This is a genomic window from Peribacillus sp. P4_D6, from assembly GCF_056401795.1.
Genome location: NZ_JBFUIQ010000001.1, coordinates 342,527 through 366,235, shown reverse-complemented (window position 1 = coordinate 366,235; position 23,709 = coordinate 342,527). Strand labels below are relative to the sequence as shown.

22 protein-coding genes are annotated in these 23,709 nt (G+C 43.5%); 17 read left to right on the top strand and 5 right to left on the bottom strand.

Annotation, left to right across the window (positions count from 1 at the left end; translation table 11 throughout):
- The first annotated feature begins 10 nt into the window (after positions 1-10).
- The 7 genes from AC1DVB_RS01715 (at position 11) to rbsB (ending at position 7,889) form a co-directional block, all read left to right on the top strand.
- Positions 11-1,822, top strand: coding sequence for an IucA/IucC family protein (locus AC1DVB_RS01715; protein WP_057278258.1), 1,812 nt, complete (start codon positions 11-13; stop codon positions 1,820-1,822).
- 428 nt (positions 1,823-2,250) lie between these two features.
- Positions 2,251-3,237 (top strand): LacI family DNA-binding transcriptional regulator, encoded by a 987-nt coding sequence (locus tag AC1DVB_RS01710; RefSeq protein ID WP_187050307.1) that lies wholly within the window; start codon positions 2,251-2,253, stop codon positions 3,235-3,237.
- Positions 3,234-4,118, top strand: coding sequence for a ribokinase (gene rbsK / locus AC1DVB_RS01705; RefSeq protein ID WP_477587891.1), 885 nt, complete (start codon positions 3,234-3,236; stop codon positions 4,116-4,118). Before AC1DVB_RS01710 ends, rbsK begins: the two co-directional genes overlap by 4 nt.
- Positions 4,115-4,507 carry a D-ribose pyranase gene (gene rbsD / locus AC1DVB_RS01700; RefSeq protein ID WP_034316088.1) on the top strand — a complete coding sequence of 131 codons (393 nt, stop codon included), beginning with the start codon at positions 4,115-4,117 and terminating at the stop codon, positions 4,505-4,507. The genes rbsK and rbsD overlap by 4 nt, the downstream gene beginning before the upstream one ends.
- Before the next feature lie 18 nt (positions 4,508-4,525).
- Positions 4,526-6,007, top strand: a complete 1,482-nt coding sequence (locus tag AC1DVB_RS01695; RefSeq protein ID WP_239859882.1) for a sugar ABC transporter ATP-binding protein — start codon at positions 4,526-4,528, stop codon at positions 6,005-6,007.
- A 1-nt stretch (position 6,008) separates the two neighbouring features.
- Positions 6,009-6,953, top strand: coding sequence for an ABC transporter permease (locus AC1DVB_RS01690; RefSeq protein WP_034316083.1), 945 nt, complete (start codon positions 6,009-6,011; stop codon positions 6,951-6,953).
- A 15-nt stretch (positions 6,954-6,968) separates the two neighbouring features.
- Positions 6,969-7,889 carry a ribose ABC transporter substrate-binding protein RbsB gene (rbsB, locus tag AC1DVB_RS01685; protein WP_054398485.1) on the top strand — a complete coding sequence of 307 codons (921 nt, stop codon included), beginning with the start codon at positions 6,969-6,971 and terminating at the stop codon, positions 7,887-7,889.
- A gap of 194 nt (positions 7,890-8,083) precedes the next feature.
- Here the strand turns inward: rbsB and gdhA are convergent, their stop codons facing one another.
- Positions 8,084-9,466, bottom strand: coding sequence for an NADP-specific glutamate dehydrogenase (gene gdhA / locus AC1DVB_RS01680; RefSeq protein WP_053536971.1), 1,383 nt, complete (start codon positions 9,464-9,466; stop codon positions 8,084-8,086).
- A 155-nt stretch (positions 9,467-9,621) separates the two neighbouring features.
- Between gdhA and gltC the strand changes: the two genes are divergently transcribed.
- The 3 genes from gltC to AC1DVB_RS01665 all read left to right on the top strand — a co-directional run bounded on the left by gltC (position 9,622) and on the right by AC1DVB_RS01665 (position 13,257).
- A complete protein-coding gene (gene gltC, locus AC1DVB_RS01675; RefSeq protein WP_057278254.1) occupies positions 9,622-10,527 on the top strand; it encodes a glutamate biosynthesis transcriptional regulator GltC in 906 nt (301 codons plus the stop codon).
- Between the two features lie 427 nt (positions 10,528-10,954).
- Positions 10,955-11,947, top strand: coding sequence for a PTS sugar transporter subunit IIC (locus AC1DVB_RS01670; protein ID WP_048685684.1), 993 nt, complete (start codon positions 10,955-10,957; stop codon positions 11,945-11,947).
- 110 nt (positions 11,948-12,057) lie between these two features.
- A complete protein-coding gene (locus AC1DVB_RS01665) occupies positions 12,058-13,257 on the top strand; it encodes a class I SAM-dependent rRNA methyltransferase (protein WP_057278253.1) in 1,200 nt (399 codons plus the stop codon).
- Between the two features lie 84 nt (positions 13,258-13,341).
- Here AC1DVB_RS01665 and AC1DVB_RS01660 read toward each other — a convergent pair whose 3' ends face one another.
- Positions 13,342-14,013 carry a lysoplasmalogenase gene (locus tag AC1DVB_RS01660; protein ID WP_057278252.1) on the bottom strand — a complete coding sequence of 224 codons (672 nt, stop codon included), beginning with the start codon at positions 14,011-14,013 and terminating at the stop codon, positions 13,342-13,344.
- Between the two features lie 115 nt (positions 14,014-14,128).
- Positions 14,129-15,397, bottom strand: coding sequence for a dicarboxylate/amino acid:cation symporter (locus AC1DVB_RS01655; RefSeq protein ID WP_057278251.1), 1,269 nt, complete (start codon positions 15,395-15,397; stop codon positions 14,129-14,131).
- Between the two features lie 166 nt (positions 15,398-15,563).
- On the opposite strand from AC1DVB_RS01655, the gene AC1DVB_RS01650 reads away from it, so the two are divergent.
- From AC1DVB_RS01650 to AC1DVB_RS01640, 3 genes are all read left to right on the top strand, one after another.
- The gene (locus AC1DVB_RS01650; protein ID WP_057278250.1) at positions 15,564-16,370 is read left to right on the top strand and encodes an alpha/beta fold hydrolase; all 807 of its coding nucleotides are present in this window, start codon (positions 15,564-15,566) and stop codon (positions 16,368-16,370) included.
- 281 nt (positions 16,371-16,651) lie between these two features.
- On the top strand, positions 16,652-17,407 hold the full coding sequence (locus AC1DVB_RS01645; protein WP_095678811.1) for a threonine/serine exporter family protein: 756 nt from the start codon (positions 16,652-16,654) through the stop codon (positions 17,405-17,407).
- Between the two features lie 16 nt (positions 17,408-17,423).
- Complete coding sequence (locus AC1DVB_RS01640) at positions 17,424-17,873, top strand: threonine/serine exporter family protein (RefSeq protein WP_170946900.1); 450 nt, start codon at positions 17,424-17,426, stop codon at positions 17,871-17,873.
- Positions 17,874-17,978: 105 nt separating this feature from the next.
- On the opposite strand, the gene AC1DVB_RS01635 is transcribed toward AC1DVB_RS01640, so the two are convergent.
- Together AC1DVB_RS01635 and AC1DVB_RS01630 are read right to left on the bottom strand one after the other, a co-directional pair.
- The gene (locus tag AC1DVB_RS01635) at positions 17,979-19,517 is read right to left on the bottom strand and encodes a solute symporter family protein (RefSeq protein WP_057278248.1); all 1,539 of its coding nucleotides are present in this window, start codon (positions 19,515-19,517) and stop codon (positions 17,979-17,981) included.
- Between the two features lie 14 nt (positions 19,518-19,531).
- On the bottom strand, positions 19,532-19,870 hold the full coding sequence (locus tag AC1DVB_RS01630; RefSeq protein WP_052137556.1) for a DUF485 domain-containing protein: 339 nt from the start codon (positions 19,868-19,870) through the stop codon (positions 19,532-19,534).
- A gap of 225 nt (positions 19,871-20,095) precedes the next feature.
- On the opposite strand from AC1DVB_RS01630, the gene AC1DVB_RS01625 reads away from it, so the two are divergent.
- From AC1DVB_RS01625 to AC1DVB_RS01610, 4 genes are all read left to right on the top strand, one after another.
- Entirely contained in the window at positions 20,096-21,064 is a 969-nt protein-coding gene (locus AC1DVB_RS01625; protein ID WP_477587885.1) for an efflux RND transporter periplasmic adaptor subunit, read from the top strand.
- 1 nt (position 21,065) lies between these two features.
- A complete protein-coding gene (locus AC1DVB_RS01620) occupies positions 21,066-21,806 on the top strand; it encodes an ABC transporter ATP-binding protein (protein ID WP_477587883.1) in 741 nt (246 codons plus the stop codon).
- Positions 21,754-22,923, top strand: coding sequence for an ABC transporter permease (locus AC1DVB_RS01615; RefSeq protein WP_230134512.1), 1,170 nt, complete (start codon positions 21,754-21,756; stop codon positions 22,921-22,923). Before AC1DVB_RS01620 ends, AC1DVB_RS01615 begins: the two co-directional genes overlap by 53 nt.
- Positions 22,924-23,031: 108 nt before the next feature.
- Positions 23,032-23,703 carry a response regulator transcription factor gene (locus AC1DVB_RS01610; protein WP_057278246.1) on the top strand — a complete coding sequence of 224 codons (672 nt, stop codon included), beginning with the start codon at positions 23,032-23,034 and terminating at the stop codon, positions 23,701-23,703.
- Positions 23,704-23,709 lie beyond the last annotated feature (6 nt).

The following is a 23,709-nucleotide window of genomic DNA, read 5'->3' as shown; positions in this document are numbered from 1 at the left end:
GAAGAATTATATGAAGTTCATAAATGAAGTGGAACAGGCAGTTTCAGAAAAAAATTGGTCGATAGTAAACCAAAACCTGCTGGCCAAGATGATTTCTGAGTATATGTATGAGGATATGATCCATCCAGCTGTCCTGAACGAAAACGCAGCAGCAAATCTATATGAGTTAAAGATAAATGAGGGGAAATCTTATCGATTTTTAGCGTCGCCCCGTCTTTTTGACAGCTATGAAGTACAGGCCGAGTCAATCCAGGTATGTGAAACGGAAGGTATTACACAGGCTAAAGACGCTATTCAATTCATTTTGGACATCCAGCCGTTAATTGGGATGACTGCAGAAACAACAGGACATTTAATCAAAGAATTCCATCATACCCTACTTGCGGATCTCCAATTGCTATCCAAACCTGAACAAGATGCGGATGATTTAGTCGAACTGGATTATGCATTACTTGAAGGCGAAATGAGCGGTCACCCTTGGATTGCTTATAACAAGGGAAGAATCGGTTTCGGTTATGATGATTATTTGAAGTTCGCCCCAGAAAACCAGAAGGAAGTTCAGTTATCCTGGATTGCCGTCCATAAAACGAGGGGTGAGTTCAATTCAGTCGAAACGTTATCCTATAAGCAATTGATGGAGAATGAACTGGATGGGGAAACCCAAAAATCATTTGCAAAGACATTGACAGAAAAAGGTCTGAACGCAGAAAACTATTACTACCTCCCAGTTCATGAATGGCAGTGGAAGAATGTAATCATCCAGAACTTTACCGATGACTTGGCTAAAGGGCTGATCGTAGCTTTGGGAAATGGTCCTGATAAATATTTGCCGCAACAATCCATCCGGACATTTGTTAATGTATCGAATAAGGATAAACACCACGTCAAGCTGCCGATGAGCATTTTAAATACGCTAGTCTACCGTGGATTGCCAGCTGAACGCACGGTCATTGCCCCAAAAATCACAACGTATATAAAGAACATTTATGAAAATGATTCATTCTTGAAAGAACAATGCAAAGTAGTGCTTCCTGGTGAAGTGGCCAGTTTAAATGTTGATCACCCGTATTATTCCAAGCTAGAGAATGTACCGTATCAATATTTGGAGATGCTGGGGGGGATTTGGAGAGAAAGCATTTACAGTTATATGGAAGAAGGCGAAAAGCCCATTACGCTTGCGTCCCTTTTACATGTCGACAGCAAAGGTAAACCATATGTGGAAAGTCTTATTGAAAAATCGGGATTGACTGCAGAAGCCTGGACAGCTCAATTATTTGACGTCATCCTATCACCATTACTGCATTTCATCTATCAATATGGATTGGTCTTCTCGCCGCATGGTCAAAATACCATTTTAGTTTTGAAGGATTACAAACCTCACCGTTTGGCCATCAAGGATTTTGTAGATGATGTAAACGTAAGTGATCAGCCGCTTCCTGAATTAAGCAGCCTTCCCGATGATTTAAGGAAAGTACTAAGAAGTGAGACTCCGGAGGGGCTGGTTCAATTCATTTTTACGGGACTATTCATCTGTCATTTCCGATACTTGTCAACACTTCTGATGAAGAGGTCCCTTTTGGATGAGAATGCTTTCTGGGAAGGCGTCGCTCGAACAATCCTGACACATCAGAACAAATTCCCTATGTTACGGGATCGTTTCGATACATTCAATTTCTTTGCGCCAAAATTAACAAAGCTCTGCCTGAATAGAAATCGGATGCTTCAATATGGGTATAGCGATGGTGAAGACCGTCCGCATGCATCTGAGTTTGGGCATGTGAATAATGCCCTTTATGAAAAGTTACCTGCAAAATCGCTATAAAGTTAAACTGGCTCAGACTTTTGAGCCAGTTTTCTTACGGTTTTACAATTTGACCGTTGATTTCCGCTTCAAGCACTCGCTTTGCGCGGGCGGTTCGTGAGCCTCCTCGGCTTGCACCTGCGGGGTCTCCCGTATACGCGCTTTCCCCGCAGGAGTCTCGTACACCCGCTCCAATCAACTAGTTTTAACAGTTAGGTAGAGCTACAGTCTTTTATGTTTTAAAGTAGACTGGATTTTGACGTAATGAGAGTGTTAAACCTATATGTGGGAAACTCAAAGAGACGAAATTTACGCATGAAAAAAGAATTGCTTTATACTTTTTTGGGTCAAAATTCCTAAAAATTATCTTTGGAATAAGGCTTGCCGTTCATTTAAATTGGTGATAAGCTATGTGTAAACGGTTACACAAAAGTATAGAGGGTGATATTTTGGCAACTATTCGGGATGTGGCAAAGGAAGCTGGAGTTTCTGTAGCAACGGTTTCCAGAGTTATGAATGGCAGTGGTTATGCACATGAGGACACAAAAAAGGTGGTCATGGCAGCTGTTGAAAAATTGAATTATAAACCGAATGAAGTGGCAAGATCCCTCTACAAACGTAAATCCAAATTGGTTGGTTTAATTTTGCCGGACATTACGAATCCCTTCTTCCCGGAAATGGCAAGAGGTGTCGAGGATTATCTGCAGCAGTTTGGTTATCGGTTGATTTTTGGAAATAGTGATGAAAAGCGAGATAAAGAAATAGAATATATTGACACTTTCCTGCAAAACAATGTAGTGGGCATGATTGCTTCAACTAGTGAAGAAGCCAATGAGAATTTCGATAATCTGGATATTCCAGTTGTCCTTCTCGACCGTACAGCAGAGAAATTACCAGCTGTTTATTCCGATCAAAGGACAGGCGGTAAGCTGGCAGCACGCGTATTGCTGGATAGAGGCAGTACGAATATCGTCCTCATTAGGGGGCCAGTCGAAATAAAGCCTGTATATGAACGGTACATGGCAGCATTGGAAGAATTGAAACAAGCAAAAGTGAACGTGCAAGTCATGGATTCATCCCTGACTCTTCAAGGCGGCCAAACATGCGTGAAGCAGCTTTTCGAGCAATATCCGGAAACGGATGGAATCATTGCTTGTAATGATATTGTTGCAGCCGCAGCACTTCAAGAGATCTTAAAACGGGGAATACGGATACCGGAAGACATACAATTGATCGGCTATGATGATATCTCCTTCACAGCGTTATTGCACCCACCGTTATCGACCATTCGGCAGCCAGCCTATGAGATGGGGGCACAAGCGGCGGAAATGCTAATTAAAAGGATCAATCAAGAAAAAATGGAAGTAACACATAAAAAGCTCCCTGTTTCTTTTGTGGAGAGACAAACAACGAGAAGGAAGGCGGAGAAGGCATGATTAGAATTGCAGTAGTGGGAAGTTCGTCAATGGACTTAGTGGTGACATCACCCAAACGGCCAATGGCGGGGGAAACGGTTTTAGGGGAGTCCTTTATCACGGTTCCTGGAGGAAAGGGAGCCAATCAGGCTGTTGCAGCGGCACGTCTTGGTGCAGAAGTGTCGATGGTTGGATGTGTAGGAGATGATGTCTATGGAGAGATCATCTTAGATAACCTGAAAAAAAATCATGTAAACACGAAGTATGTGGAACCGGTTACAGGTTCTGCTTCAGGGACAGCACATATTACCCTTTCGGAAGGTGATAACAGCATTATTGTCGTAAAAGGTGCGAATGATTTCATTACTCCTGAATATGTAGAAAAGGCGAAAAAGGTGATAGAGGAATCGGATATCGTGTTGGTTCAGCAGGAAATACCCGAGGAAACTGTGGAGTATCTGGCTGACTTGTGCAACATGCTTCAAAAGAGATTACTATTGAACCCAGCTCCCGCCCGCAAGTTAAGCGAGGCTGTCATTCAACAGGCATCATTCCTTACTCCGAATGAACATGAATTCGAGATACTATTCGATGGGAGAGATAGAACGGAAGTCTTGACTGAGTATCCAAATAAATTATTCATTACCGAAGGAAAAAATGGCGTCCGTTACTTTGATGGACATGAAGAAAAGGTTGTTCCAAGCTTTGAAGTGGAAGCGGTGGATACAACAGGTGCAGGGGATACATTCAATGCTGCCTTTGCGGTGGCTGTTGCAGAAGGAAAAAGTTTTGACGAAAGTTTGTTGTTCGCGAACCGGGCAGCTTCCATTTCCGTGACGAAATTAGGTGCTCAAGGCGGCATGCCGCAAAGGTTAGAGGTCGAGAGGGGCTTTGAAGCATGAAACGTCAAGGAATCATCAATAGTTCAATAGCCAAGGTCCTGGTTGACCTTGGTCATACCGATTATATTGTCGTAGGTGATGCCGGGCTGCCGGTCCCGCCCGGAGTTTGCAAGATAGATTTAGCATTGACGCCTGGGACGCCATCATTTCAAGATGTCGTCCGGGCGGTTCACGAAGATATGGTTGTTGAAAAAGTTATCGCTGCCACAGAAGTGAAGGTTAAAAACCCGGAACAGCATCAATACATGGAGCAGCAATTCGGAGCAGCGATTGAATATGTTTCCCATGAGGATTTTAAAAGGCTGACAAGTAATGCGAAAGCCATTATCCGGACCGGGGAGACGACGCCATATTCAAATTGCATATTGCAGTCTGGAGTATTCTTTTAAAGAAATGAGATGATGAGCATGCAAATCGAAATGCACAATATTTATAAAGCATTTGGTCAAAACAAGGTATTGGAAGGTGTTCATTTTTCTTTAGAGGCTGGGGAAGTACATGCACTAATGGGGGAAAATGGAGCGGGGAAATCAACCTTGATGAACATTTTGACCGGGCTGCATAAACAAGATCAAGGAACGGTTGAGATTAACGGTAAAGAAACCTCCTTCAAGGATTCAAAGGAAGCCGAAGAGGCGGGAATGGCCTTTATCCGTCAGGAATTGAATATTTGGCCCGAAATGACCGTGCTGGAGAATCTATTTATCGGCAAGGAAATGGTGAATGCTTTCGGTGTCCTGAAGACGAAACAAATGAAAGCGCGTGCAAAGGAAATTTTTAAAACACTTAATATTTCCCTTCCTTTTGATAAGGAAGCCGGATTCTGTTCTGTCGGGGAACAACAAATGATTGAAATTGCCAAGGCGCTCATGACGGATGCCGAAGTCATCATCATGGACGAGCCCACAGCCGCTTTAACTGATAGAGAAATAGAGAAGCTCTTTGAAGTGATGAAGGGGCTTACCAAAAAGGGTGTATCGCTTGTTTATATTTCTCACCGAATGGAAGAAATATTCGCCATTTGTGACAGGATCACCGTAATGCGTGACGGAAAGACAGTCGATACGAAAAGAATTGCAGATACAAATTTCGATGAAGTCGTTCAGAAAATGGTCGGGCGGGAGCTGGAGGACCGTTTTCCTCATCGTGAAGCGAATGCTGGCGACATAGTCCTTGATGTGAAAGGTTTAACCAGAAAGGGGCTTTTTGAAGATATCCATTTCGCGGTTCGGCAAGGTGAGATTGTCGGTGTAGCTGGATTGATGGGAGCAGGCAGAACGGAAATAATGCGCGCCCTTTTTGGTGTCGACCAAATAGACAGCGGTGAAATCACCATTGAAGGCAAGAAAGTTTCCATACGAAAACCAACGGATGCAGTTCGACACGGCCTGGCTTTCATTACGGAAAATCGTAAAGAAGAGGGATTGATCCTGGACTTTTCTGTAAGGGAAAATATCGGCTTGCCGAATCTCAAGAGTTTTGCTCCTAGCGGTATCGTGAAAACGGAAGATGAGATGAACTTTGCCGAAATGATGATTAAGCGCCTTCACGTGAAGACATCTTCTGCTGAAACGGTCATCGGCAACCTATCCGGAGGAAATCAACAGAAAGTGGTAATCGCCAAATGGATCGGCACTTCCCCTAAAGTTTTAATTATGGATGAACCGACCCGGGGCATAGATGTTGGTGCAAAACGTGAAATTTACGAATTGATGAATGAATTGACGGAGCGAGGCATCGCCATCATCATGGTTTCCTCAGAACTTCCGGAAATCATTGGGATGAGCGATAGAATCCTTGTGGTTCACGAAGGTGAGATTGCTGGGGAATTGTTAAAGCAGGAAGCGACGCAAGAAAAAATTATGGCACTGGCGACAGGAGGGAACTAGGATGAAACTTGAGGCTACAGGGAAAAGCGGGATTTGGCAAAAATTTGGTCCGCTACTCGCCCTGGTACTTTTATTTATCGTAATAACCGTTTTAAATCCATCATTCATGGAACCGAATAATATTTTGAATTTATTGCGTCAAACCTCCATCAATGCACTTATTGCATTTGGAATGACCTTTATCATATTGACAGGCGGCATCGACTTATCCGTCGGTTCCATTTTAGCTCTATCCAGCGCACTCATGGCTGGTATGATGGTCTCGGGATTAGATCCAATTTTAGCAATATTGGTAGGCATTCTACTAGGTGCAATAATGGGTGTAATCAATGGGATTCTCGTTTCAAAGGGTAAGATGGCCCCTTTCATCGTGACACTGGCCACCATGACGATTTTCCGGGGATTAACGCTTGTGTACACGGATGGAAAGCCGATTACTGGAATTGGCGATTCCGTTATGTTCCAGATGCTTGGGAGAGGTTACTTCCTGGGAGTGCCAGTACCGGCCGTTGTGATGATCATCGCTTTCATGATCCTATGGTTCCTGCTTCATAAAACATCTTTTGGCCGTAAAACATATGCCATCGGCGGAAATGAAAGGGCTTCCCGGATTTCGGGGATTAAAGTTGACCGGGTCAAGGTGGCCATATATGGTCTGGCCGGTACGATGGCGGCAATCGCCGGTGCCATTTTAACATCGCGTCTCAATTCGGCACAGCCGACGGCAGGACAATCCTATGAAATGGATGCCATCGCAGCCGTGGTGCTGGGCGGAACGAGCCTTTCAGGCGGTAAAGGACGGTTGTTCGGTACGCTGGTGGGTGTCCTGATCATCGGTACCTTGAATAACGGCATGAACTTACTTGGTGTATCCTCCTTCTACCAGCAAGTGGTAAAAGGTGCAGTTATATTAATCGCGGTCTTACTTGACCGTAAAAAATCATAAGAAGAGGTGTTATCAATGAAAAAAATAGTATCGATCATCATGGTTCTTTCTTTAATGGTCTTGGCTGCTTGTTCAATGGATTCTGGTCTAACCGATGATAAAAAAGAAAAGAAAGACTCGATGAAAGACGTGAAAGTCGGGGTCAGCATCTCTACTTTAAACAACCCATTCTTCGTTTCCTTAAAAGATGGTATTGAAAAGGAAGCAAAAGAAAAGGGCATGAAAGTCACAGTTGTTGACGCCCAGGATGATACGGCAAAACAAATCAGCGGAATTGAAGATTTAATCCTTCAAAAGGTTGATGTCCTTCTTGTGAATCCAACTGACTCTGCGGCAATATCTTCAGCCGTTAAAGATGCAAATGATGCGGGCATTCCCGTTATCACGATTGACCGCTCTTCAGACGAAGGCGACATTGAAACGTTCATCGCTTCCGATAATGTGGCTGGCGGGGAAATGGCTGCAGAATATCTAGTTAAAGAGCTTGGCGAAAAAGCGAAAGTAGTGGAACTTGAAGGGGTATCCGGAGCATCTGCAACTCGTGAACGCGGGAAAGGTTTCCACAATATTGCGGACAAGCAGTTAGAGGTCCTGACAAGTCAAACGGCGGAATTCGACCGGACAAAAGGGCTTAACGTAATGGAAAATATCCTGCAAGGCAATAAAGACATCCAAGCGGTATTCGCCCATAATGATGAAATGGCACTAGGAGCCATTGAAGCAATCAAGGCGGCAGGCAAAGACATCATCGTCGTTGGCTTTGACGGAAATGATGATGCATTGAAAGCAGTTGAAAGCGGTGAACTAAAAGCTACAATCGCCCAACAACCGGCACTTATCGGTGAAGAAGCGGTTAATGCGGCTGAAAAAATCTTAAAAGGCGACAAAGTGGATGACACAATATCCGTTCCATTGAAATTGGTCACCAAAGAGTGATTGTCTCCCAAACAAAAAGAGTGCCGGAAATCTTCCGGCACTCTTTTTGTAGTGAGAAAGAAATGTTTTGATCTCATTGATGTGATTTTAGTGTGGATATTCAGCTTGAAATGATATCAATAAGAGGAGATAGAATAGTAGTTCATTTTTTTAGGCGGCCCCGTGTCGGAACCGCCTATTACATCCATTGATTGCTAGAGTACACCTTGAGTCAGCATCGCATCCGCCACTTTAAGGAATCCGGCAATATTGGCCCCGACAACTAAATTGCCAGGCGCACCATATGCTTCGGCGGCCTCTATGCTGTTTTTATAGATATTTTTCATGATCTCATGCAGCTTGGCATCGACTTCTTCGAAAGTCCAAGGCATCCTGGCACTGTTTTGGGCCATTTCGAGTGCAGACACGGCTACGCCGCCTGCATTGGCTGCTTTTGCTGGTCCAAAAAGGATGCCGTTATTAAGGAATACATCAATGGCCTCAAGGGTTGAAGGCATATTAGCGCCCTCACCGACTGCCTTCACATTATTTTTGACCAGTAATTTTGCTGCTTCTTCATCGATTTCATTTTGTGTGGCACAAGGCAGTGCGATGTCGCATGGTACAGACCAGATGCCGTAGCTTCCTTCATGGTATACAGCCTCCGGGTGCGCATCGACATACTCGCTTAAACGTTTTCGTTCCACTTCTTTTAGACGTCTGACTGTATCAAGATTCAGGCCATTTTCATCATATATGTAGCCATTGGAGTCGCTGCATGCAACAACTTTAGCGCCTAGCTGTGTAGCTTTTTCAATGGCATAAATGGATACATTGCCAGACCCTGAGATAACGACAGTGCTGCCATGGAATTGTAACCCTTTGTCTTTTAGCATTTCTTCGACAAAGTAAACCGTACCATATCCAGTCGCCTCTGTACGGGCCAAGCTTCCGCCGTAACTTATGCCTTTACCGGTTAAAACACCGGCATGGTAGCTGCCTTGCATCTTTTTATACTGGCCGAACAAGTAACCGATCTCCCTTGCACCGACTCCGATATCACCAGCCGGTACGTCTGTATCAGGGCCGATATAACGAGATAGTTCCGACATGAAGCTTTGGCAAAAACGCATGATTTCCGCATCCGATTTTCCTTTTGGATCGAAGTCCGATCCGCCTTTACCCCCACCGATCGGCTGGCCAGTAAGCGAGTTTTTAAAGATTTGCTCGAAACCAAGAAACTTTATGATGCTGGAATTGACAGTGGGGTGGAAACGGAGACCGCCTTTGAATGGTCCGATTGCACTGTTGAATTGCACACGAAAACCACGGTTGACTTGAACATTTCCCAGGTCATCAACCCAAGAGACACGGAAGGTGATCATTCTTTCGGGTTCTACAAGCCTCTCCAATATCCCGCTTTTCATATATTCTGGATGTTTTGCAAAAACCGGGACCAATGAAAGGAATATCTCCTTTACGGCTTGATGGAATTCACTTTCGTGAGGATTACGTTCCTTTACCTGCGCGTATACTTGACTTACGAACTCTCTGGCAACCTGCAATTCCTCATGTTCGACTTCCTGTGAAGTGGTCATTGTTTTCTCTCCTTTAGTTAAAGTCATTAAATATTAAATAGGGTAAGTCTATCGGTTTTTATATGATACTTTCATGATATAATTTAAGAATGAAACGAACAATCTGAATATTAGATAAATAACATGCTGTTTTGATATGAAAGAGGGAGCTTAGATTGGAATTAAGGCAAATTGAATATTTCATTGAAGTGGCAAAGCGTGAACATATGACGGAAGCAGCAGTGGATTTGCATGTTGCCCAGTCTGCTGTCAGTCGCCAAATATACAATTTAGAAGAAGAGCTGGGTGTGCCCTTATTTATCAGGGAAGGCCGAAAGATTAGATTGACGCCTATAGGCCATACATTTTTATCTCATATGGAACAAGCTATGGATATAATCAATCGTGCCAAGCGTGAGATGGCCGAAAGTCTGGATCCGGAAAAAGGGACAATCCGCATTGGCTTTCCCAGCAGTTTGGCTTCTTATGTATTGCCAAGGGTCATTTCCGACTTCAGGGAAAGTTACCCCCAGGCGAAATTCACATTGAAACAAGGTTCCTATCGCTACCTGATAGATTCTGTGATTAAAGGAAACATTAACATGGCCTTGATTGGCCCCCTGCCGGTGAATGAAAAGAAAATCAAAGGGGAAACGCTGTTTATTGAGAACTTAGTTGCCCTTCTGCCAGAAAGCCATCCTTTGGCCCTGAAGAAATCACTATCCTTGAATGAGCTTCAAGGAAATCCGTTCATCTTATCTCCAAAGGGTTATGTTTTAAGGGATCTCGTTATGAAAGCTTGCAAATTGCATGGCTTTGAACCGGAAGTGGCATTTGAAGGGAAAGATACTGATGCCATAAAAGGCCTGGTGGCGGCAGGTCTGGGTATAACTTTGATACCTGAGATTTCCTTAGTCGATAGCTTGCCGCGTTTTACGGTTAGATTGCCGCTGGAGGAACCTTCCGTTACCAGGGCTGTAGGAGTCATCGTTCCGACTGATAGGGAACTGATGCCAACGGAGAAATTATTTTACCAATATTTGAAGGACACTTTTGCCAAATTGGAAGGATTTCAAAAATAGGATGATATTTATTAGAAAAGGCATAAATACAGCTAATGAGAGAATCCTTAATCGGGTTCTTTTTTTTGTCGCAAATGCTCCAAAATATTTCCATGTAGGCATCCTTAAAAGGGGGTAACTTATTTTGAAATAATGAATTATTGATTTATATTGAACAGTAATGTGTTAAACCTTTATTTTTGAAAGCGCTTTTATTTTTTTAGAATAAAAATACCTCTTACATTATCAGAAAATTCATGTTATTATACGAACAGACATTAACAGACATTAACAGACATTAACAGACATTCAGGCAGCGGTACGATATACTTATTAGGCTTTTTAAAAGAAGACCTTTATTTTTTTTTCGATTTTCATAAATTGAATATTCTGATAATTAATAAGGAGTGGAGATATAGTGAGCAGGAAAGAATACATCAGCGATCGAATGTACAAGGCATCAACGGGGATAGCTAACGCTGTTTTGGTTACATTAGGGATCGGGTTATTGTTTGAATCCATAGGGGGATATTTAGGTTGGGAGGTCTTTCTGGCAATAGGCGGGGCCGCGAAGGTCTTGCTGGCACCAGCTTTAGGAGCAGGAATCGCCTATCAGCTAGGAGGGAATTCATTAATTATTTTTAGCGCCATGGCTTCAAGTGCTGTTGGAGGTGCTGCCATTCACAAAACGGCTGAGGGTGCCTTCACGATTGTTACGGGCCAGCCGCTAAGTGCTGTCTTGGCAGCGGTGATTGCAACATATATAGGTAAGCGCATAATCGGCAAAACGAAGTTGGACATCATGGCCATCCCAATGGGTGCCGTTCTTGTCGGTGGAGTTTCGGGATATGGCCTGGCTCTTGTCACCACTCCGCTCCTAACATGGATAAGCAGTCAAACTACCGCTGCGGTCGAGGGTTCCCCATTAATCGGTTCCATGGTCATAGCCTTGGTATGGAGCATTTTATTGATGACACCGGCGTCTTCCGCCGCATTGGCGATCGCCCTGCAATTGGATCCCGTTTCCAGTGCTGCAGCCCTAATCGGATGTACGGTTCAGTTTGTCGGGTTCACTGTCATGTCTTATAAAGATAATGATATGGGCGGGTTCCTGGCACAGATGGTCGTTACGCCAAAAGTTCAATTTCCTAACCTGATCAAAAAACCATTATATGTAGTTCCGCCTTTTGTGGCGGCAATCATCTGTGCGCCTATCGCTACCTTGGCATTTGATTTTCAAGTGCCGTATGAGCTTGGAGGCATGGGGTTAAGTTCAATGATTGCCCCTATTGCCATCATAACCGGTCAGGGGCTATACACGTTCTTGGTTTATGTGGCAGTGGGGATGGTATTGCCAGCTGTGATCACGCTTGCCTTACATCGCGTATTGAAGATGATGGGTAAAGTTAAGCCAGGCGATCTTCATTTGGAAGTTTCATAATCAAAGTTTTCTTGGAAACCAGCCAGGTTAAGGAACCGGGCTGGTTTTTATTTATAAGGGGATTAGGGTAAAATGGGGAGGAAAGCATTTGCAAAGATAGGATGATATAGATGGGAAAAGAAATCGATATAAAAGTGAAAGCTAAGTTCGTGAGTAAAATCAGCAAGGGTTTTCCCTTGATTGTTAAAGAGTCGATAGCCAATCTTAATGACCTTCAGGAAGAGGGATCCTTGGTGCGCTTGGTGGATGAGAACAACCGCTTTCTGGCAAAAGGATATTATGGCATACAGAATAAGGGCTATGGCTGGATATTGACCCGAAGAGAGAATGAAAAGATCGATCAATCCTTCTTTAACGGAAAAATCCAGGCTGCATATGAATTCCGAAAGTCTTTTTTTGAAGATGGGGAGACTACAGCTTTCCGCTTGTTTAATGGGGAAGGTGATGGAATTGGCGGTTTAATCATTGATCATTATGATGGCCATTATGTCATTAGCTGGTATAGCAAAGGAATATATTCCTTTAAGGACTACATCATTAAGGCATTGCAGGAAACGGTCGAGGTCAAATCGATTTATCAGAAGAAACGCTTTGATACAAAGGGACAGTACGTGGATGAAGACGATTTTGTCATGGGCGAACAGCCGGAATTTCCGCTTCTTGTAAAGGAAAATGGAGTCCATTTTGCTGTTTATCTGAATGATGGCGCAATGGTCGGTGTCTTCCTTGATCAACGCGATGTCAGACGGAAAATCCGCGATGAATACGCAAAAGGGAAAACGGTTTTGAATATGTTCTCCTATACGGGAGCATTCTCCGTGTTTGCCGCTTTAGGCGGTGCTGTTAAAACAACGAGTGTCGACCTGGCGAATCGAAGTTTACCAAAGACGATCGAGCAGTTCAGTGTGAATGGCATAGATCCTGAAGATCACAATATCGTGGTGATGGATGTTTTCAAGTATTTTAAATATGCGGTGAAGAAAGCCTTGAAATTTGAAATGGTCATCCTTGATCCGCCTAGTTTTGCCAAATCGAAGAAGTTTACTTTCAGTGCCGGAAAAGACTATACGAATCTACTGAAGGATACCATTTCCATTACGGAAGACAACGGGGTGATTATCGCCTCAACTAATTGCAGTACGTTCGACATGAAAAAATTCAAGAACTTCATTGATGTTGCTTTCAAGGAAATGAATGGAAAGTATGAAATCATGGAACAATTCTCATTGCCGGCTGATTTTAAAACAATTCCTGAGTATAAGGAAGGGAATTATTTAAAAGTAGTCTTCATTAAGAAAATTAAAGGATAAGATAAGGCGTCCACAGTTCAAGCAGAACTGTGAATGCCTTTTTTATAATGAAAATGTTTCATGTGGAACGATTGGACATTAGATTCACTGGATAGGCCGTTCACTTTTCAAACCTCTCGATACATGAAAGGAAGGTTTCCTGCGAATGCTGTTAGCGATGCAAAACTGTGCTGCATAGTAGGTAAGCATGATCAGTGGACCTGAAAAGGCAACATCATCGATAAACTTGTTCCAAGATAAAATGGAGTCTGAAATCATGAAAAGGAGCCCGCCGATGATTGCGGCCGCATTGCCGGTCATAAATGCTGCCCAGCCCATAAGGGAGATGACCGTTACATAGCAGATCACAGGGATGATGAGGTTATGTTCACCTTTTTCGATTAATGAATGCAGCATTTCACGGCTAATCCAAGTGGAGTAAATGCTAATCGGAAGAATCGTCGCAAATCGGAGCCATGAAAAGTTCCATCGTCCAAAGAATGCCGAAATATAGAAAAGGTGGCCGATCAAGAAGGCGGAAAGCCCGATGACGAACCAAATCAACAAACCATCTCCAAGCATGCAAAAGAATAAACCAAGAAGGATTAAGGATTGGTAATGCCCCCGTCTTCCTACATTAGTGCGGGCGTAGAGCAAAATCAATAACATGGGGAGTACCTTGAACAGTATTTTTATGATCAAAGGCTCTTCCGGTATAAGAAAAATATAGGATAGTCCCGTGATAAGGATTGCCGCAGGTAGGCATTTCATTAACATTCCATTCCCTCCTTCAATCTTTAATTCTATGCAAGGGGAAGGAACCCCTTGTCAAAAGTCGTGAAAATGAAAAAACTGGCCCCTGTTTTAACCAGGAGCCAGTCAGTCATAAGAATCATACGGCTGAGTTTTCTTTAACGAAAGCTTGTTTTAACCAGTTTTTCCCCTCAACAAGCCTTGTGACAAGCATGGCACAAACCGTGTTTCCTGTTGAGTTAAGCAATGTAGCGGGAGCATCGATGATCGTGGATATAACGGCAATGATAGGCAGGACTTCCACAGGGAAACCGAATACGCTAAGAATCAACATTTCCCCAATCATGCCTCCCCCAGGAATGGCACCCATAACAGCTCCAACCAAAAAGGCAACAGCAAGTATACTTAAAATGCTTGAAATGCTTGTCATATCCTTTCCAAATAAGCTGAATAGGAAAACGATTTTCAATACACCGCCGAATACCGAACCATCTTTATGAGTGTTGGCTCCGAGTGGGATGACAGTCTCCGCTATATCCTTAGGCACGCCCATTTTCTTGACTGATTCCAGGTTGACTGGAATGGACGCGGCACTTGAACAAGTTGCGATGGCTGTAATGGATGGTGTCAGGGCATTTTTCCAAAATAGTTTAACTCCATCTTTCCCGCCGGCGATAAAGGCATACAAAGTGAAGAAGCCGAAATAATAAATCATGGCCAAGACTAGATAAAGAATGAAAGTGCGAGCATATCCTTCTAAAATCTGAGGCCCAAGCTGCCCGATAATCGCCGCAAAATAAGCACCAAGTCCAATTGGCGCATAGTACATGACGATTTTGACGACCTTCATCATGACAGCTGTACCTGCTGTCAAAAACTCAGTAATCGGTCTTGCTTTCTCACCAGCCAGTGCAGTGGAAAGTCCGATTAATACTGAGAAAACGATAAGCTGAAGCATATTGCTTCTGGAGAACAGTTCTGGAAAGTCGGAAACGGTTACAGTGCTGACCAGTTGACTGAAGAAGGAAACTTCTTCGATGGTCTCTTCAGGGGAACTGTTTTCCATCAGTTCTTTAATGGCTGTCGTATCAGTGCCCTCCAACGGATTGACGATGGTTGTCCCAATAAATCCAATGACGGCTGCTAAAGCGGCTGTTGTCAGGAAAACGAGAACGATACTTCCCATGATTTTTCCGAGACGCTTCATTCCGCTCATATTGGCAATCGCTGAAGCAATGCTGAAAAATACCAATGGCACGATGATCGTGAACATCAGATTTAAGAATAAGTCCCCTAGCGGCTGTATGATCGAGGTTTTCTCCCCGAAAACCACGCCCGCTATCCCACCGATAATGATGGCAGTGAGCAGTATTAAAGAGGATCGATAGTTTTTGATAAAGCTCTTCATTTAAATTCCGTCCTTTCAGGATGAAGATATCAATAAAAATATACTTCATTATCAACTCTAAAATCGGGTTTGACAATATTTTTTTATAGGAAGGAATGTTAAAAGAATAAAGGCAATAAATAATAATGGGGGATGGATGGTGAAAATATCGAGAAGGAGGGATAGAATGGCATTTGTTGAGGTGGAAGAAGGCGTTCGGTTATTTTATGAAGAAAAGGGCCAGGGGAGACCGATTATCTTTATCCATGGTGTGTGGATGAGCAGCCGGTTCTTTAAAAGGCAGCTGCCGTACTTTTCAGGAAAATATAGAACGATATTGCTTGATTTAAGAAGTCATGGCCAGTCAAATCATGTACATTACGGAAATACGGTCTCCATTTATGCAAAAGATCTTCATGCGTTCATAGGTGAACTGGGATTAAAGGATGTCATACTTGTAGGCTGGTCGATGGGGGCATTTGTCGTTTGGGATTATCTTAAGCAATTCGGTGAGGGAAATGTTCATTCAACTGTGATCGTGGATGAATTGGCCTCTGATTTTAAGTGGCCCGATTTTCATATCGGTGCATTTGATATGGAAACGTTGATTGCCTTCATGACAGAAATTCAAACGAATCGTACCCCATTTTTGAATAAATTCCTTGCTTCCATGTTCAATAATGAATTATCTGCAGAGGATGCAGGCTGGATGCTTGGGGAAGTGACCAAAATGCCGGAATCCATTGCTGGCAGCATTCTATTTGACCAATCGATTGTGGACTATCGTGACTTCTTGCCAGCAATCAATGTACCTACACTTCTCTGTTTTGGAAGGCATGAAAAAGTCATTCCTGTAGCAGCTGGGGAACACTTGCATAAAAACATTCCGAATTCCAAACTAGTAATCTTTGAAGATAGTTGCCATTGTCCGTTCATGGAAGAAAGCGATTTGTTTAATGAAACCGTGAATTGCTTCATTCAAAAGGGAGTATAGTCGTACAGGATAGGAAAAGGGGGATGCAGTGACCGTGTCTGCACTCCTTTTAATTATGGATATAATTGAATTTTCTTCTAACTAAATGGTTTCGGCATGGAATAAGGGGAATACTGGTATTAGGGGATAGTAGTGAAGGTTAATGGAATTGATAAATTAAATAGGTAATATTTATATATCCTTTTCATAGGAATTGGGCTATTATGAGGTGGATTTAAATTGGTGTGATCATTTATCTGTTATTGAGCGAAACTCATGCAGGAAGTAATGGAGAGGATAAAATGGATGATCGTTTACCATACAATGAAATTATAGATGTATGTTTACTTGCGGGGAAAATCATGCTTCAGAACGGAGCGGAAACATCAAGGGTGGAAGATACGATGGTTAGAATCGCTGCAGCATTTGGGTGCGGTGAATCACACAGTTTTTCAACCCCTACTGGAATTATTTTTTCGCTGGATGGCATGCACCCAGCTTCAAAATTGATCCGGGTTTCCCAACGATCTACAGATTTACATAAGGTGACGCTGGTTAATAGTATATCCCGAAGCATTTCCAGCAAGGAAATGACACCGGAGGAAGCATATATACGGTTAAAACAAATCGAAAAGGCCGGGATGGGGTATCCCATGTGGGTGCAGGTCTTTGCTGCATTTATAGCGAGCGGCTGCTTTTTAATCATGTTCCAAGGACAGTGGAATGATTTCATCTGGTCCTGCATAGCTGGAGGAATGGGATTCTCATGCCTGCTTTATTTGCACTGGTTACTGGAAGTCCGTTTTTTTGCTGAATTCATCGCCTCTTTAGTCGTAGGATTAGTAGCTTTGTTCTTTGTCCAGATTGGAGTAGGGAGTAATTTGGACACGATAATCATCGGAGCGGTGATGCCGCTTGTGCCAGGGCTATTAATAACGAATGCAGCCAGGGATTTAATTGCAGGGCATTTGGTTTCGGGTCTATCCAAGGGTGCGGATGCTGGTTTGACTGCTTTAGCCATTGGGGCAGGAATATCGGCCGCGTTTGTTTTCTTATGATTTTAGGGGAGGAAGAATGATGATTGCACAGCTTATTACAAGTTTCATTGCCTCAGCCGCCTTTGGAGTCATCTTCAATGTACCAAAGAATTCATTGTTTCAATGTGGTTTCGTAGGGATGTTGGGGTGGATCTTATACTATGCTCTGGTTGAAAATGAGATAAACAGCATCATTGCAACATTAGCGTCTGCATTTATCGTTGCGGTCATCAGCCAGTATTTTGCTAAAAGGTATAAAACGCCGATCACGATTTTCAATGTATCGGGAATCATCCCCCTCGTGCCTGGAGGTTTGTCGTATGATGCGATGAAGCACTTTGTCGGAAATGATTTTTATGTCGCCGTTCAGCTGGCAGCCAAAGTTTTCATGCTGGCTGGTGCCATTGCGATGGGACTGATCTTTGCAGAAGTCATGAACCAGTTAGTAACTAAGTACAATAGAAGGAAGGTAAGATTGAGAAGTTAACGGGAATCTTCCTGATGAATATGTTCTGAATAAAGAGAAAGGAGAGCAGGCCGAAGTCTGCTCTCCTTTCTCTTTTTAATATTTTAAAATAATAATGAATCTAGTTTATATAGGATCTTTCATCCCGGTGTTGGCAGTAACCAAAATTTCGTCGAATTTTTTGGCATCAGCTTTCTTGCTTGACAGAAGTGTTCCGGCGATGGCTGCGATAAAACCAATCGGGATGGAGATGATGCCTGGGTTGGCAAGTGGGAATAATGGTTCCCCAACGAATATTGCCGCTCCCTCCACCGGAGACCAGACATTGGGACTTAGGAATACAAGCAATAAAGAACTGACCAGTCCAACTAACATGCCTGTTACAGCCCCAGTCGTGTTAAAACGTTTCCAGAATACCGTGAAGACAATGATGGGCAGATTGGCACTGGCAGCGACGGCAAAGGCGAGTGAAACAAGGAAGGCGACATTCATGTTTTGGGCAAATAAGGCCAGGATGATGGAAAGGATGGATACTCCGATGGATGCCCAACGAGCAGCAACGACTTGTTCTTTGTCGGTGGCTTTACCTTTCCGGATGATGTGGCCATAGAAGTCATGGGCAAAAGCAGATGCTGCCGATAGAACGAGACCTGCCACAACCGCTAAAATGGTAGCGAAAGCAACTGCAGAGACAAAGGCGAACAGGAAGTCTCCCCCAATGGCTTCCGCAAGCAGCGGAGCAGCCATATTGCCGGCCGCATTCGCGGCTATGATCTTGTCATAACCAACAAAGGCTGCCGCTCCAAAGCCGAGGAAAATGGTCATTATATAAAAGATGCCAATGATCCAAGTGGCATATACCACGGACTTTCGGGCTGTGATGGCGTCTTTCACCGTAAAGAAACGGATGAGAATGTGAGGTAGTCCAGCCGTACCGAGTACAAGCGCTAAATTAAGGGATAAAGTATCCAAAGGATCCTTGAATTTATTACCGGGGTTAAGGAAATCCCCGCCCAAAGGGGTGGCTGTTTTCATCTGCCTGAACATCTCGATTACGCTAAAGTCGAATTTCGCCAACACGATGATGGAGATGATGAATGTACCTGCCATCAATAAAACGGCTTTAACGATTTGGACCCAACTGGTGGCCGTCATACCGCCGAATACGACGTATACGGTCATTAAAATACCTACAATGATGACGGAGTAAAGATAATCAATTCCAAGTAAGAGTTTTATAAGGGCACCTGCACCGACTAATTGGGCGATCATATAAAAGGTTGAAATCGAAATGGTGTTAAGGGCAGCAACCCCGCGTACTTTCTTTTCATTGAAACGGGCAGCGATCATGTCCGCCAATGTATACTTGCCAAGGTTACGAAGCGGTTCGGCCACGATATAAAGAACGACCAGGTACGCAACCAGAAAACCTATGCTATAGAAAAAACCATCAAATCCAGAGAGTGCGACCATGCCGGCTATTCCCAAAAATGAGGCGGCGGACATATAATCTCCCGCAATGGCCCAGCCATTCTGCCAGCCAGTGAGGCTGCTGTCCGCCGTATAAAAGTCCGCGGTCGTTTTGGTGCGCCGTGAAGCAAAATAGGTAATGACCAATGTTAGTCCGACAATGATAAGAAATAATATAAAAGCAAGAATATTCATTGTGAATTCACCTTTTATCCTTTCGCTTCTTTAACGATTTTTTCTACTAATTGGTCAAATGTCGCAGCTTTTCTGGAATAGAGGATGCATAAAGTCCAGGTCATGATAAATTGGGCGAAGGCAAAAATCCAGGCCCAGCTGATAGCCCCGAAGGCAATTGAGTTAAGAACTTTAGAATAGGAAGTTAGTATGGGTAGGGTGAAATAAAAGACCATGAAAAAGATGGATAGCGGGACGATGAAATTGCGTTTTTTCCTTAAGAGTTCTTGAAAAGATTGTGATTGGACGATCTTGGTGTAGTCCGCGGAAGCGCTTACCTCGGTTTCCTTAGCGATTGAATCGTTTGATGCCAAGTTGGTTCCCCCTTCATCATTATTGATTTGGTTTTCATTACCAATTTCCGATAACAGTATCAGTATATATTTTTCAGAATATATTGTAAATTTAAATGCTGAAATTAAAGTTTTTTTCGTTCGACATAGTTTTTTCTTTTTACGCACAAGCAAAACCATTAAGGAAAAGTTAAGCTTCTTTCACGATACTGGTTTCAACGAAGGAAACCTGAAAGGAGAAAAGTGATGAAAAAGTTGTTGGTGATAGGTACGGTTTTAGTGCTGGCGATTGGGGGAAGCGTTTGGTTTTTCATGAAGGACAATGCTGAGCCTGTCATTGCGAAATCGGTGGCGGCTACAGTTGAAAAGGGAGATCTTGAAGTGCAAATAAGCGGTTCCGGATCGGTCGCCGCAATCAATAGTGAGGACATTACATCTTCCGTAACGGGTGAAGTGGACGAAGTCCTTGTAGAGAAGAATGAATTGGTTGAGAAAGGTGATGAACTTATTACCTTCACGGATGGAAGTGACCCGATAACGGCCCCATTCGATGGTACCGTTACAACAATGGAAGTTGAAGAAGGGGATCGTGTATCGAGCAGTGAGGTGTTGGCACATGTCACGGATTATAAAAAATTGAAAACCACGATCAGTGTTGATGAATTGGATGTTCCAAGTGTTAAAAAAGGACAAACGGCTGATATTAAAGCCAGTGCCTTTGAAGATGAAAAGTTTACAGGGGAAGTAACCAGTGTAGCAAAGGAAGGTACATATGAGAATGGAGTTTCTTCATTCGATGTCACTATCAAAATTGACAAACCCGGCGATATAAAAATTGGGATGTCGACTGAAGTAAGCATTTTGACGAATAGTGTAAAAGATGCCTTATATGTTCCGATTGAAGCAGTCCAAATCGACGGGGAAGAGAAATATGTGAATATACAACAATCCGGTACAACTGAAGGAGCTGCCAGTACAAAGAAAGTGGTTGAGACTGGAATCAGCAACGATAGATATATTGAAATAACTTCAGGGCTTGAAGAGGGACAGTTTGTTTCCTTGCCTATCACCATCAATGAAAGCTCCACTGGCAGCGGCGGCGAAGGAATGAGGGGAGGCCAAGGAGGCGAGATAAGAATGCAGAGCGGCAGCGGAATGCCAAGCGGCGGGATGCCAAACGGTGGCGGAATGCCGAGTGGAAAGGGAGGTCAGTAAAATGGCGAAACCCATCATAAAAATTAAGAACATGTCTAAATCATTTGAATTAGGCGGTGAAACGGTCAAGGCACTTCAGGATGTCTGTCTTACAATCGATAAAGGCGATTTCATTTCGATCATCGGTCCTTCTGGGTCAGGGAAATCGACGTTCATGAATATGATTGGCTGCCTTGATAAGCCTGACATAGGTGAATATCTTCTTGATGGTAAAGAAGTGGAAAAGATGAAGGATAATGAGTTAGCTGGCATTCGTAATATTAAAATAGGGTTCATCTTTCAAAATTTCAACCTGTTGGCAAAACTGACAGCGTTGGAGAATGTCGAACTTCCCCTGGTTTATAGAGGGGCAAGCGTGAAGGAAAGAAGAGAAGTGGCCAATGCGTGCCTTGATATGGTGGGCCTTGGTGACCGGAAGAATCATCTGCCGACCCAACTGTCGGGTGGACAGCAGCAAAGAGTTGCGATTGCAAGGGCACTTGCCGGTAATCCTCCCGTTTTATTGGCGGATGAGCCGACGGGGGCGCTTGATAGTAAAACGAGTAAAGAAGTTCTGCAGATGCTGAAAGAATTGAACGGGAAGGGACAAACAATCATACTTATAACCCATGACTTGGAAGTGGCTAAAGAAGCGACTCGTATCGTCCGGATACAGGATGGTCAGCTATTTGAAAACGGGGGTGATTGGATTGAATCTGAGCGAATCAATGAAGATGGCTATACGCAGTATCAAAACCAATAAAGTCAGAGCATTTTTAACCATGCTTGGGATCATAATTGGAGTTGCCTCCGTAATCGTTCTGGTTTCGATTGGGCAGGGTTCTTCACAGTCCGTTCAGGATGAAATCAATAGTCTGGGAACGAACCTGATAACGGTAAGTGTCACGGATACCGACTCCGTGGAGCTGACCGATGATACAATTGAACAGTTTAAAGAGCTGAGCGGGATATCGGAAGTGGCGCCTGTGGTCACTGGACGCGTTTATGCCAAGAACGGAGAAGCTACGGCGCAGGTTTCAATGACCGGTGCAACTTCTTCCTACTTATCAGTCAGGGATCTAGAGCTCAGTCAAGGCCGGTTTTTGACGGATATGGAAACGGAATTACGCTCCAAGGTCGTTGTCCTGGGGTCGGATACAGCCACCACGCTTTTTGAAAATCAAAAAGCCGTGGACCAGAACGTGCTTATCGGCGGTGTTTCCTATCGCGTGATCGGTGTCCTGAAATCGGTAGGCACCTCAATGGGATCGAGCGGGGATGATGTCATCATTGCACCTATCACCACTGCCGAAAGGGCTATAGGCAGCACGACAATCGGAACCGTCTATTTAAAAGCGGAGAACGAGAATATCATGGATAGGGCAATGTACCAGGTACAAGGTGCGATGACTACATCATTCCCAGAACAGAGTGATAACTACTCGGTGTCCAATCAAGAAGATCTGATGGATACAATGAGCTCTGTATCGGACACATTCACACTCATGCTTGGCGGTATTGCCAGTATTTCGTTACTGGTAGGCGGAATCGGGATCATGAATATCATGTTGGTTTCCGTCTCGGAGAGGACAAAGGAAATCGGGATTAGGAAAGCAATTGGAGCAAATCGGAAGTCGATTCTTCTTCAGTTCTTAATTGAAGCGATGGTCCTGAGCTGCTTCGGGGGACTGTTGGGAGTTGGAATTGGCTTGGGAATCGCAAAATTGATTTCAACTTTTTCAAGTTTAACGATTAGTTATTCATGGACGGTGACATTGTTTGCCTTTTTATTTTCCATTTTAATCGGGATAATGTTTGGTGTATTTCCCGCCAATAAGGCATCCAAATTAAATCCAATCCAGGCACTGCGTCACGAATGAACATACCATTTTGAAAGGAAGCAGGCATTAAAAGCCCGCTTTCTTTTGCATATGAAAAAGGATAAAATCAACATATATCACAATTGAGGCGGTTGGGAGGTACCCTGCATGAAGGTTTTGGTGGTAGAAGATAATGTTTCATTATTAGAGTCGATCCGACAGATTTTGACGGATGAATATGAAGTCGATACAGCGGATAATGGGGAAGATGGGCTATTCATGGCTCAACAAAGTATTTACGATATCATCATTTTGGATGTAATGCTTCCGGGAATCGATGGATTTGAAATCGTACGGAAAATCAGGGAAGCAAAAATAGATACAAGTGTCTTGTTTTTGACGGCAAAAGATGCACTTGAGGATCGTGTCAGAGGGTTGGAAATGGGTGGCGATGATTATTTAGTCAAGCCGTTTCAGGCACCGGAACTTAAGGCCAGGATTCGTGCCCTGCTTCGAAGGAGTGGCATTATTTCGCTAGAACAGCATGTGAAATACCGCAATATTGAACTGTTGGAAAAAGAAAAGGATATTTTGGTTGATGGAAAGGTCATTAAAATGACCTTGAAACAGTTTGAATTACTGGAATACCTGATTCAAAATAATGGGAAAATATTGACCCGTGAGCAGATTTTCGACCGCATTTGGGGGTTTGATTCAGATACGACGATTGCCATTGTGGAAGTGTTCATCCATCAACTTAGAAAAAAATTGGAACCTTTCAATTATCATAAAGATATTCAAACCGTTCGGGGTATTGGTTATATGCTAAAACAACCATAAGGGGAT